The sequence below is a fragment of the Pusillimonas sp. T2 genome (assembly GCF_002236805.1).
GTDB lineage: Bacteria > Pseudomonadota > Gammaproteobacteria > Burkholderiales > Burkholderiaceae_B > Neopusillimonas.
This window is the reverse complement of sequence record NZ_NIQA01000001.1, coordinates 375,391-387,772: the sequence shown is the minus strand read 5'-3', so window position 1 is coordinate 387,772 and position 12,382 is coordinate 375,391. Positions and strand designations below refer to the sequence as shown.

11 protein-coding genes are annotated in these 12,382 nt (G+C 57.8%); 10 read left to right on the top strand and 1 reads right to left on the bottom strand.

Translation table 11 applies throughout. From position 1 onward, the window contains the following. Positions 1-71: 71 nt before the first annotated feature. The 3 genes from PuT2_RS01735 to PuT2_RS01725 all read left to right on the top strand — a co-directional run bounded on the left by PuT2_RS01735 (position 72) and on the right by PuT2_RS01725 (position 3,887). Positions 72-992 carry a hypothetical protein gene (locus tag PuT2_RS01735; RefSeq protein WP_093969298.1) on the top strand — a complete coding sequence of 307 codons (921 nt, stop codon included), beginning with the start codon at positions 72-74 and terminating at the stop codon, positions 990-992. Between the two features lie 110 nt (positions 993-1,102). After that, the gene (locus PuT2_RS01730) at positions 1,103-3,400 is read left to right on the top strand and encodes an NADP-dependent malic enzyme (RefSeq protein ID WP_093969297.1); all 2,298 of its coding nucleotides are present in this window, start codon (positions 1,103-1,105) and stop codon (positions 3,398-3,400) included. A 31-nt stretch (positions 3,401-3,431) separates the two neighbouring features. Then, positions 3,432-3,887, top strand: coding sequence for a barstar family protein (locus PuT2_RS01725; RefSeq protein WP_093969296.1), 456 nt, complete (start codon positions 3,432-3,434; stop codon positions 3,885-3,887). A gap of 77 nt (positions 3,888-3,964) precedes the next feature. Here the strand turns inward: PuT2_RS01725 and PuT2_RS01720 are convergent, their stop codons facing one another. Further along, entirely contained in the window at positions 3,965-4,690 is a 726-nt protein-coding gene (locus tag PuT2_RS01720) for a 16S rRNA (uracil(1498)-N(3))-methyltransferase (protein ID WP_093969295.1), read from the bottom strand. A gap of 199 nt (positions 4,691-4,889) precedes the next feature. On the opposite strand from PuT2_RS01720, the gene tkt reads away from it, so the two are divergent. From tkt to purE, 7 genes are all read left to right on the top strand, one after another. After that, on the top strand, positions 4,890-6,935 hold the full coding sequence (gene tkt, locus PuT2_RS01715) for a transketolase (protein ID WP_093969294.1): 2,046 nt from the start codon (positions 4,890-4,892) through the stop codon (positions 6,933-6,935). Between the two features lie 14 nt (positions 6,936-6,949). Continuing rightward, a complete protein-coding gene (gene gap / locus PuT2_RS01710; RefSeq protein ID WP_093969293.1) occupies positions 6,950-7,963 on the top strand; it encodes a type I glyceraldehyde-3-phosphate dehydrogenase in 1,014 nt (337 codons plus the stop codon). Between the two features lie 75 nt (positions 7,964-8,038). Further along, the gene (locus PuT2_RS01705; RefSeq protein ID WP_093969572.1) at positions 8,039-9,235 is read left to right on the top strand and encodes a phosphoglycerate kinase; all 1,197 of its coding nucleotides are present in this window, start codon (positions 8,039-8,041) and stop codon (positions 9,233-9,235) included. A 20-nt stretch (positions 9,236-9,255) separates the two neighbouring features. Continuing rightward, on the top strand, positions 9,256-9,882 hold the full coding sequence (gene mog / locus PuT2_RS01700) for a molybdopterin adenylyltransferase (protein ID WP_093969292.1): 627 nt from the start codon (positions 9,256-9,258) through the stop codon (positions 9,880-9,882). A 36-nt stretch (positions 9,883-9,918) separates the two neighbouring features. After that, positions 9,919-10,983: a class II fructose-bisphosphate aldolase gene (fba, locus tag PuT2_RS01695; protein ID WP_093969291.1), complete on the top strand. Its 1,065-nt coding sequence runs from the start codon at positions 9,919-9,921 to the stop codon at positions 10,981-10,983. Beyond that, complete coding sequence (locus PuT2_RS01690) at positions 10,984-11,862, top strand: phosphoribosylaminoimidazolesuccinocarboxamide synthase (RefSeq protein ID WP_093969290.1); 879 nt, start codon at positions 10,984-10,986, stop codon at positions 11,860-11,862. A 2-nt stretch (positions 11,863-11,864) separates the two neighbouring features. After that, on the top strand, positions 11,865-12,377 hold the full coding sequence (purE, locus tag PuT2_RS01685; RefSeq protein ID WP_173862496.1) for a 5-(carboxyamino)imidazole ribonucleotide mutase: 513 nt from the start codon (positions 11,865-11,867) through the stop codon (positions 12,375-12,377). The last annotated feature ends 5 nt before the right edge of the window (positions 12,378-12,382 follow it).

The following is a 12,382-nucleotide window of genomic DNA, read 5'->3' as shown; positions in this document are numbered from 1 at the left end:
TCTCTGTAGTAGGCGCTGAATCGGGTCAAGGCATTATTAAATCTCATAAAGCGGTACAAAGGAAATCAGCAATGGAGTCTTCATCCCGTCGGGCATTTTTTACGGGGCGTCGTGTTGCAAAAACGGCCTGGGGCCAGTTCAGTCAGCGTTTGCGCCGGGTGGTGGGCGGTACGTTTTACGACGATGGCGAATACGACGGTTATGGTCGGGGGCGCCTGGTGGTTCAGGGTGTGGCCGATGCGCGTCATGCGCGCGAGCTTTGCGCCGAGTACGGCATCATCATGGTGCTTGATGGTATTGATTACCCGACGTTGCCGGTTGGCCAGTCCGTATTGCGCATCGACCCCGGCCGCGAAATGACCCAATGTCAGCCCATGCCCGACGCGCAGCACCTGTGGTTTGTTCAGCCGGGTTGCTTGGTGGGCGAGTTACAGCAAGCGGGCTTGCGACAGTTCGATTCGTTTCCCAGTTATTTGTCGGTCGCGGCGTGTATCGCCGACCGCACCCTGATGAACTGGCCGACAGGCCAAACCTGGCGATCGGGCCTGTCGTTGGCATCAGTGGTGCTTGCCGATGGCACCACCGGGGTGCTCGGGCCTTTTGGTGCCGACAACAAACAGCCGCTGGGCAGCCTGACGCTGCAAAGTCTGGTGCCGCAGTTGTTTCGTCTGGCCGCCGACGCGCCTGCCCGCGAATGCGCCGAAAGCCAATACTGGCCGGGTCGGTATCGTCTTGATGCGCTCATGCCTGAGCCGGGGCGGGTATTGAATTTGTCGCACTTGTTGTTGGGGCATGGCGGCGACCTGGCGTGGGTCGACTGGATGGTCTTCGAGGCGTTGAGCGACCCGGTTTCTCCGCCGGTACTTAAAGACTGGGGCAAACAAGCTGGCGAACCAGGCGATCATTGGTATACCGCGCAGGGGCTTGATCTTCAGATCAAAGGCATGTTCGACCCCTGTGGTATTTTTCCCCATCCGGGTCAGGACCTCTGATATTTTTATTACGGGTTCTGCGTAATAATCCTCGCCAACGCCCCGGCGTCGCGAAAGCGGGGCTAGAATGGGAACCCGTCATTCTTCGTTCATTCTGGTAAAGATCTATCATGGAAGAAAATCTGCGCAAAGCGGCCCTCGAGTACCACGAGAAAGGTCGCCCCGGCAAAATCGCTGTCACACCCACAAAACAGCTCTCAAACCAGCGCGACCTGATGCTGGCTTACTCGCCGGGGGTGGCTGCCGCCTGCGAAGAAATCGTAGCCGACCCGCAAAATGCGCATCGCTATACGGCGCGTGGCAATTTGGTCGGGGTCATCACCAACGGTACTGCGGTGTTAGGTTTGGGCAATATCGGTGCACTGGCGTCCAAGCCGGTCATGGAAGGTAAAGCCGTACTGTTCAAGAAATTTGCCGGCATCGATGTCTTCGACATCGAAATCAACGAATCCGACCCAGACAAACTCGTCAACATCATCGCTGGTCTCGAGCCTACATTTGGTGGCATCAACCTTGAAGACATCAAGGCGCCCGAATGCTTCGAGGTCGAACGCAAGTTACGCGAGCGCATGAGCATTCCGGTGTTTCACGACGACCAGCACGGTACAGCCATTTGCGTTGCTGCAGCCTTTATTGGCGCGCTCAGCGTGGTAAACAAAAAGATTGATCAGGTCAAGGTCGTGGTGTCCGGCGCTGGTGCGGCCGCGCTGGCCTGTCTCGATCTGATGGTCGACCTGGGGCTGCCCGTGTCCAATATCTGGGTGTCCGATATCGAAGGCGTTGTGTACAAGGGCCGTACCACGTTAATGGACCCCGAAAAAGCGCGGTACGCGCAAGATACCGATGCTCGTAAATTGGGCGATGTCATTGGTGATGCCGATGTATTTCTAGGTTTGTCGGCCGGGGGCGTACTTAAGCCCGACATGGTCAAACGCATGGCCGCCGACCCCATTATCCTGGCATTGGCCAACCCCAATCCCGAAATTCTTCCTGATGACGCGCACGCAGTGCGTGACGATGTCGTGATGGCTACCGGCCGTTCCGACTATCCCAACCAGGTCAACAACGTATTGTGCTTCCCGTATATTTTCCGGGGGGCGCTCGATGTCGGTGCCACAACCATTACCCGCGGCATGGAAAAAGCCGCGGTGTATGCCATTGCGGCCTTGGCCCAAGAAGAGCAAAACGACGTCGTGGCAGCCGCTTATGGCACCTATGGCGTGTCGTTTGGCCGCGAATACCTCATTCCCAAACCTTTCGACCCACGCCTGATTTTGCGTATTGCCCCTGCGGTTGCCAAAGCAGCGATGGATGACGGTGTGGCTACGCGCCCCATCGAAGACTTCGAAGCTTATGCCGAGCAGTTGCAACAGTTCATGTACCGCTCAGGTTCCTTCATGAAGCCGATGTTCTCGGCGGCAAAAGCCATGGTGCGCGACGGTGGCAAGGCGCGCATTGTCTTTACCGAAGGCGAAGACGAACGCGTGTTGCGTGCGGTTCAGATTATTGTCGACGAGAAACTGGCCAAGCCAATTTTGGTGGGGCGTCCCGACGTGCTCGAGGCCCGCATCAAGCGGTTTAACTTGCGGCTCAAACTTGGCGAGAATGTCGAAGTCACTAACCCCGACTGGGACGAGCGCTTCCACACATACTGGACAGCTTACTGGGAAATGATGTGTCGTCGCGGTGTCAGCAAAGAAATGGCGCGCGTCGAAATGCGTCGCCGCCTGACCCTGATTGGCGCCATGATGGTTCGTATGGGCGACGCCGACGGCATGATTTGCGGCACAGTGGGCTCGTATGCCGATCACCTGCGTTTTATCGATGAAGTCATCGGGAAGGCGCCGGGGGCAAATACCTACGCGGCCATGAATATTCTGCTGTTGTCCGAACGTACGGTCGCTTTAGCTGATACGCACGTCAACGACGATCCAACAGCCGAGCAGATTGCCGAAATCACGATCGCGGCGGCCCAGCAGATGCGTCGTGTCAATATCGAACCTAAAATCGCGCTGTTGTCGCGGTCTAATTTCGGTACGGGCAGTTCGTCGTCAGGCGGCAAAATGCGTCGTGCGCTCGAACTGGTCCACGAACACGCGCCCGATCTTGAGGTCGATGGCGAAATGCATGGCGATTGCGCGCTTGACGAGTCTCTGCGCGAGCGTATTCTGCCGTCCACAACCCTGAAAGGGGCAGCCAATTTGTTGATTTGTCCCAACGTCGACTCAGGAAATATTGCTTACAACTTGCTGAAAACAGCGGCGGGTGGCAATGTGGCAGTAGGCCCGTTCTTGTTGGGTGCAAATGCACCGGTTCACATCCTGACATCAAGCTCAACTGTTCGCCGTATCGTCAACATGACGGCAATGGCCGTTGTCGATGCCAACACCCGGGGTTTGACTAAGTAATGCGTTTTAACTATTTGTCAGAGGCGCACTCATGACTCAGACCGCGTTGGAAAAAAAGCTGAAAAAGGGCGGCCAGTTTGACGCTGCTACAGTCACCCAGGAAGCGCTTGCCGATCAGGCGCAAGCCTTGGGGCTGAACTGGTGCGTAGTCGAATGTGACCGCGCACGCAGTCGCTCCGCCGTATTGCGTGCCGTGGTCAAGGCGGTCGATTTCCCCGAGTTTTTTGGTAGCAATCTCGACGCCCTTTACGATTGTTTATGCGACACCGTTATCGACCAGAAGGCGGGTATGGTGTTGTGGTTCCACAATCTGCACTCGGGTGATCCGGCCTTGGCTGACGATGCCAAAGCTATTGCCTCGGTCTGTGAAGACGTGGTCGAGTATGCCGCCAACAATGGGCGTATTTTTGCTTTTGCCATCGAGCATGCGGGTAAGCACCCCGACCCTGAACCGGGCGTTTCGCCCATGCCGTATTCAGGCAGTTAGTCTTTTTAAGCCGGGCTCGTCCCGGCTTTTTTGCGTGCGCCTGGCTTGTTGGCGCATATCGGTGGGTGTCTGGGCGGTTAGTGCCAGCCCAGCAGGGCGCTAATGGCCGAAATCATCGCCAGTCCTGCGGTCTCGGTACGCAGTACGCGGGCGCCAAAACTGATCTGCGTCGCGCCGTGCTTCAGGGCTGTGGCTGTTTCTTCGTCGGACCAACCGCCTTCTGGTCCGACAAGCAAGGTAATGTGGGCTGTGGTCAGGCCAGCAACGGCCTGAGCCAGCGTTGTAGATGACTGCGGGTGACACAGTAGGGTCAGGCCCGCTGTGCCACTGGCCAGAAAATCGGCCAGTGAAACCGGAGCGGTTACCGTAGGCAGACGATTTCGACCACATTGCTCGCAAGCCGACTGTATGGTTTTTTCCCAGTGTTGCAGGCGTTTTTCGGCACGTGACCCCGATAGTTGCAGTACGCTGCGGCGGGCCGCGATAGGCACAACCCGGGTGGCGCCAAGTTCGACGGCTTTTTCGATGATCCAGTCCATTTTGTCGCCGGAAGCCAGGCCTTGCGCCAAGGTGATGTGGCCCGGCAACTCACGCTCTATCGGGTCTTTGTCATCCAATTGGGCGAAGGCGTGCTTGCCGTCGATGTGCAATATGGCCTGGTATTCTCCCCCCGTCCCATCGAACAGAGTGATAGGGCTGTTGTTTTTTAGCCGCAATACGCGTACGGCGTGATGCGCCAAGGCGTCGGGCAGCGCCATGGTGTGCTGCGCGGTTAACGGGGTGGGGCAATAGAAACGTGGCATGAATGTGGGCGTTGTCAGGTGATCAAAAGCGATGCGGATGCAGAAATCGCAGGCTTTACGTCGGTGTCGACAAGTGTATCGGGTTTGGCCGTAACAAGTTAATTCTTACCACGGTGTTAAAATGCCGGGCTTTACAACGCTAATTTATTGGGGTTTGCCCTAGTGTTTTGCGGGCATGCCCACGTTTTGCGAGTACTAAATGAGCCAATCGCCCACTCAAGATTCATCTCTGGCCAATGCCGTCCGAGCTCTGGCCATGGATGCAGTCCAGCAAGCCAAGTCGGGCCACCCCGGCGCCCCTATGGGTATGGCCGATATTGCCGAAGCCCTCTGGACGCGCCATTTGCGTCATAACCCGGCCGATCCGGCATGGGCCAACCGCGACCGTTTCGTATTGTCCAACGGTCACGGCTCCATGCTTATTTACGCGCTGCTGCATTTAAGTGGCTACGATCTTCCCATCGAAGAACTCAAGAACTTCCGGCAGCTGCATTCTCGTACGCCGGGCCACCCCGAAGTGGGTATTACCGCTGGCGTTGAAACCACAACCGGCCCGTTAGGCCAGGGTGTGAGCAATGCAGTGGGCATGGCGCTTGCCGAGGCCCTGCTGGCCAAAGAGTTCAACCGTGACGGTCATAATATTGTCGACCACTTCACGTATGCCTTTGTGGGCGACGGCTGCCTCATGGAAGGTATCTCCCACGAAGCGTGCTCGCTTGCGGGTACGCTTAAGTTGTCCAAGCTGATCGTTTACTACGACGACAACGGTATCTCCATCGACGGTAACGTCGAGCACTGGTTTGGCGACGACACCCCCGCGCGCTTTGAAAGTTATGGCTGGAATGTGATCCGTAATGTAGACGGGCACAACGTGATGGCGGTCGACCAGGCCACCGAACAGGCCAAACAGAATGCAGCCCAAAACAAGGGCCCCACGCTTATTTGCTGCCGTACGGTGATTGGCAAAGGCGCGCCCAACATGGAAGGTTCCGAAAAAGTACACGGAGCGCCATTGGGGGCCGACGAAATTGCTGCCACTCGTGCCGCCCTGAATTGGCCGCACGCGCCGTTCGAAATTCCGGCTCATATCTATCAACGTTGGGATGCCCGGGTCAAGGGTCAGCTTTGGCAGGGCGAGTGGGACACAGCCTTTGATGCATACGCCCAGGCCTATCCGCAACTGGCGGCCGAATACCAACGTCGCATGAAAGGCGATTTGCCCGACGGGTTCGAAGGTCAGGTTCAGGCATTCATTCGCGCTACCGCCGAGCGCGCCGAAACCGTGGCAACGCGCAAGGCTTCGCAGCTGGCCATTACTGCCTTGGTCGACGTGCTGCCCGAATTGCTGGGCGGCTCAGCCGATCTGACCGGTTCAAACTTTACCGACTGGAAGGGTGCCCAACCTGTCCGTGCCACTGAAAACGGTCTGCAGTTCGGCCGTCACATCAATTATGGCGTGCGCGAGTTCGGTATGGCTGCCATCATGAACGGCGTTGCCCTGCACGGTGGCTACCTGCCTTTCGGCGGCACGTTCCTGACATTCTCCGACTACTCTCGCAATGCGCTTCGCATGGCCGCGCTCATGAAACAGCGCGTGGTTCATGTGTTTACGCACGATTCTATCGGTTTGGGCGAAGACGGCCCCACTCACCAATCGGTCGAGCACGCCGCCAGCCTGCGTCTCATTCCAAATTTGCATGTCTGGCGTCCTTGCGACACCACCGAAACAGCCGTGGCGTGGGCGCAATCAGTATCGCGTCCGGCCAGTATTGGCATGAATGTTCGTGCAGGTGGGCCATCAGCGTTGTTGCTGTCGCGTCAAAATCTGCCTTTTGTCCAGCGTAACGACGACACGATCGCCGCGATTGCGCGTGGCGGTTATGTGTTGTCCGATGCCGATGGCTTCAAGGCGGTCATTATCGCCACAGGCTCTGAAGTCGAACTGGCATTGGCGGCACAACAGCAACTGGCCGAAAAAGGCGTGGCGGTGCGCGTTGTGTCCATGCCGTGTACCGAGCTTTTCGATGCACAAGACGCGACCTGGAAGGGTAGTGTTCTGCCTGCAGGTATTCCGCGTGTGGCGGTCGAAGCCGGCGTCACGGCAGGCTGGTACAAATATGTTGGCCTTGAAGGCGTCGTTGTCGGTATCGACACGTACGGCGAATCGGCGCCGGCAGGGGTGTTGTTCAAGCATTTCGGTCTGACTGCCGAGCGTGTTGTTGCGGCCGTCGAACAGGTTTTATAAACAGGAGATTTACCATGGCAATTCGCGTAGCGATTAACGGATACGGGCGTATTGGCCGCAACATTTTGCGTGCTCACTACGAAGGCGGCAAAAAACACGACATCGAAATCGTGGCCATCAACGATTTGGGCGACCCTAAAACCAACGCTCACTTAACGCGCTACGACACCGCGCACGGCAAGTTCCCCGGTACGGTCGAAGTCGACGGCGATCACCTCGTCGTTAATGGCGACAAAATCCGTGTGTTGGCTAACCGTAACCCGGCCGAATTGCCCTGGGGCGAACTGGGTGTCGACGTCGTGCTCGAGTGCACCGGCTTTTTCACCACCAAAGAAGCGGCTGGCGCGCACATCAAAGGCGGCGCTAAAAAAGTCATTATTTCGGCCCCCGGCGGTAAAGACGTCGACGCGACTGTTGTCTACGGCGTCAACCACGATGTGCTGAAGGCTTCCGACACCGTTATTTCGAACGCTTCGTGCACCACCAACTGCCTGGCCCCGCTGGTATTGCCACTGCACCAAAAACTGGGTGTTGTGAACGGCCTGATGACCACGATTCACGCTTACACCAACGACCAGGTTCTGACTGACGTCTATCACTCCGACCTGCGTCGCGCTCGTTCGGCTACGTCCAGCATGATCCCCACCAAAACCGGTGCGGCGTCTGCGGTCGGTCTGGTGTTGCCCGAACTGAACGGCAAGCTCGACGGCTACGCCATGCGCGTGCCCACTATCAACGTGTCCATCGTCGATCTGTCGTTTGTTGCAGCACGCGAAACCACGGTTGAAGAAGTCAACGCCATCCTCAAAGAAGCTGCAGCTTCCGGCCCGCTCAAAGGCATCCTCGACTACAGCGAAGAGCCTCTGGTGTCGGTCGACTACAACCACACTGCCGCATCGTCTACTGTCGACGCAGGTCTTACCAAAGTGTCGGGCAACCTGGTCAAGGTTTGCTCGTGGTACGACAACGAGTGGGGTTTCTCGAACCGCATGCTCGACACCACAGTAGCCTTGATGTCTGCCAAGTAAGCTGTTGGTTCTTTTGCAAAGGGCGGGGAATCCCCGCCCTTGCGCTATCTGTCAATTTCGTTTTCCCCGCCGCCCATGTCCAACGTCCAAACTCTTTCCGCCCTGGTTAAAGCCAATCAGCTGTCCGGTAAACGTGTGTTTATCCGCTCCGACCTGAACGTTCCCTTCAACGACAACCGCGAAATCACCGAAGATACGCGCATTCGTGCGTCTATTCCCGCCGTGCGCATGGCCCTCGACGCCGGCGCCGCCGTCATGGTGACCTCGCATTTGGGTCGCCCCACCGAAGGCACTGTCACAGCCGACGACTCTTTGGCGCCTGTGGCGCGCCGTATGTCCGAATTGCTGGGTACAGAAGTCAAGCTGGTCGCCAATTGGGTCGAAGGCGTTGACGTTGCACCGGGGCAGGTGGTCATGCTCGAGAATGCGCGTTGCAACGTGGGTGAAAAGAAAAACGACGAGACCTTGTCGCGCAAAATGGCCGCTCTGTGCGACGTTTACGTAAACGACGCCTTTGGTACGGCTCACCGCGCCGAAGCTACCACGCACGGTATTGCGCGTTTTGCGCCGGTGGCTTGCGCAGGTCCCTTGCTCGAAGCCGAGCTCGACGCGCTTGGCCAGGCCCTTGAGCAACCCAAGCGTCCTATGGTGGCGATTGTGGCCGGCTCAAAAGTATCGACAAAGTTGTCCATTTTGCGTGCACTGGCCGACAAGGTTGATCAGTTGGTGGTGGGTGGCGGTATTGCCAACACCTTCATGCTGGCCCAGGGCTTGCCTATCGGCAAGTCGCTCGCCGAACCTGACCAAGTCGAAGAGGCCCGCGCGGTCATTGACATCATGCAGAAGCGCGGGGCGGGTGTACCGATTCCTACCGACGTTGTCTGCGCAAAGTCTTTCAGCGCCGATGCCCAGGCGACGGTCAAGGCGTCTGCCGATGTCGCCGAAGATGACATGATTCTGGATATTGGTCCCGATACGGCGCAAACATTGGCCAACATTCTCAAACAGGCCGGTACCATCGTCTGGAACGGCCCCGTGGGCGTGTTTGAGTTTGATGCTTTCGAAAACGGCACCAAAGTGGTGGCGCAAGCCATTGCCGATTCCGCCGCGTTTTCAATTGCGGGCGGTGGCGACACCCTGGCGGCTATCGCCAAGTACAACATTGCCGACAAAGTTGGCTATATCTCGACCGGTGGCGGTGCTTTCCTCGAGTTCCTCGAAGGCAAGGTACTGCCCGCTGTGGACGTTCTGCAACAGCGCGCCGCCGGCTAAAGTCGATAAGGAGCTCTGCTATGACGACGGCGAAACGACTGGTTCGTACCCATTCTGATCAATTGTTAGTGGGCCTTGTGTCCATTTCCGATCGCGCGTCGTCGGGCACCTACGAAGATCAGGGTATCCCGGCGCTCCAGGGTTGGCTTGAAGGGGCGCTGGTCAACGGGGCGCAATTCGAGGCCCGTCTGATCCCAGATGAGCAAGCGCTTATTTCGCGTACGCTGGCCGAACTGGTCGACGAGGTCGGTTGCGACCTGGTGTTGACCACCGGGGGTACTGGTCCGGCGCGTCGCGATGTCACGCCTGAAGCCACGCTGGCTGTCGCGACAAAAACCATGCCGGGTTTCGGCGAACAAATGCGCCAGATCAGCCTGAAGTTCGTGCCCACGGCCATTTTGTCGCGGCAAGTTGCCGTCATTCGCGAAACGGCCGATCATGCGGCACTTATCATTAATTTGCCCGGTCAGCCCAAAGCTATTCGCGAAACCCTCGAAGGCCTGAAAGACGATCAGGGCAACACGCAGGTTGCAGGCATATTTGCCGCCGTGCCCTACTGTATCGACTTGATCGGCGGCCCCTACATCGAAACCCATGAACACGTCGTGAAAGCCTTCCGTCCGAAGTCGGCTGTTCGGGTAAAATGACAACCATTCTTTATTCAATCTGACAGGAGTCTTTCCATGGCCCTCGTTTCCATGCGTCAGCTGCTCGACCACGCTGCCGAAAACGGTTACGGTATCCCCGCATTCAACGTCAACAACCTTGAGCAGGTTCAGGCCATTATGGAGGCCGCCGACGAAACCAACAGCCCGGTCATCATGCAGGCTTCGGCGGGTGCGCGTAAATACGCCGGCGAAGGCTTCCTGAAGTATCTTATTCAGGCGGCTGTCGAAAGCTACCCCCATCTGCCCGTTGTCATGCACCAAGACCACGGCCAGTCGCCCGCCATTTGCCAGGGTGCTATCAACCTGGGCTTCACCAGCGTCATGATGGACGGCTCGCTCAAAGAAGACGGCAAAACAATTGCCGACTACGACTACAACGTCGATGTCACCCGTAAAGTGGTCGACATGGCGCACAAGCTGGGTATCACCGTTGAAGGCGAACTTGGCTGTCTTGGCTCGCTTGAAACCATGCAAGGCGACAAAGAAGACGGTCACGGCGCCGAAGGCAAACTGACCATGGACCAGCTCCTGACCGACCCTGAGCAAGCAGCAGATTTCGTACGCCAAACTCAGCTCGACGCCTTGGCTATCGCTATTGGCACCAGCCACGGTGCCTACAAGTTCTCGCGCAAGCCCACTGGCGACATCCTGTCTATCGCCCGCATCAAAGAAATCCACCAGCGTTTGCCCAATACGCACCTGGTCATGCACGGTTCGTCCAGCGTTCCCCAAGAACTCCTCGCCGAAATCCGTCAGTTTGGCGGCGACATGAAAGAAACTTATGGCGTGCCTGTCGAAGAAATTCAGGAAGCCATCAAGTTTGGCGTTCGCAAAATCAACATCGACACCGATATCCGTCTGGCCATGACCGGCGCCATCCGTCGTTTCATGGCCGAGAACCCCGGCAAGTTCGACCCGCGCGAATACCTCAAGCCTGCCCGTATTGCCGCCAAGCAAATTTGCTTGCAGCGCTACGAACAATTTGGTTGTGCCGGCAACGCCAGCAAAATCAAGCCGGTTGCGCTCGACGAAATGGCACGCAAGTATGCGGCCGGTGAACTTGCCCAGGTAGTTCAGTAAATGTCAGCCTTGCTTCAGTCGTCTATTCAGTCCTTGCCGCTGCTTGCGCGCGGCAAGGTGCGCGACATGTATGCGGTCGGTGACGACAAGCTGCTTATTGTTGCTACCGACCGCATCTCGGCGTTCGACGTCATTCTCGACGATCCTGTGCCCGGCAAAGGTCAGGTGCTCACCGACCTGACCGAGTTCTGGTTGAAAAAGCTCGCGCACATTGTGCCTAACCACAGCACCGGTGTCCGGCCCGAAGATGTCGTTCTTCCCGAAGAGCGCGATCAGGTAGTCGGACGCGCTATGGTGGTCAAGCGGCTCAAACCCGTGATGGTCGAAGCTGTCGCTCGTGGTTATCTGATCGGTTCGGGCTGGAAAGACTACCAGGCTACCGGTGCCGTATGCGGCATCGCATTGCCGGCAGGGCTTAAACAGGCCGGTCGTTTGCCCCAGCCTATTTTTACGCCTGCAGCCAAAGCCGAAGTCGGCGCACACGACGAGAACGTCGACTTTGCACACGTCGTGCGCGAAGTTGGTCAGGAGATGGCCGAGAAAATCCGCGACATCACACTGCGCTTGTACAGCGAAGCCTCCGAGTACGCGGCGACCAAAGGCATTATCATTGCCGACACCAAATTCGAGTTCGGCCTGGATGACCAGGGTGTGCTGCATCTGATGGACGAAGTCCTGACGCCCGACTCGTCTCGTTTTTGGCCTGCCGCCGATTACGCCGAGGGCACCAGCCCGCCATCGTTCGACAAGCAGTTTGTGCGCGACTGGCTCGAGACCCAGGTGTGGGACAAAACGCCGCCCGCGCCGCGTTTGCCGGTCGATGTCGTCGAGAAGACGGCGGCCAAGTATCGCGAAGCCCTGACACGCCTGACGACCTGATCATGACCACAGCCAACACTGCCTCTAGTCAGCCCGTTGTGGGCGTCATCATGGGTTCATCCAGCGACTGGGATGTCATGAAGCACGCAACCGATATGCTTGATGCGTTTGGTGTGGCTTACGAAGCCCAAGTGATTTCGGCGCATCGTATGCCGACCGACATGGCCGAGTACGGCGCAGCAGCCCGGGCGCGTGGTTTGCGCGCCATTATTGCCGGTGCAGGCGGCGCAGCCCACTTGCCCGGCATGATGGCGGCCCTTACGCCGGTCCCGGTGTTTGGCGTGCCCGTGCCCTCGCGTTATTTGCGCGGTGAAGACTCGCTTCTGTCTATTGTGCAAATGCCGAAAGGTGTACCCGTGGCGACCTTTGCCATTGGCGAGGCCGGCGCAGCCAATGCGGCATTGCACGCCATTGCCTGTCTGGCCACAACCGACAAGGCTCTGGCCGATCAACTCGATGCCTTCCGTGCCCGCCAAACCCAGGCGGCGCGCGATATGGTCGTTCCACCCGTTTAATAATT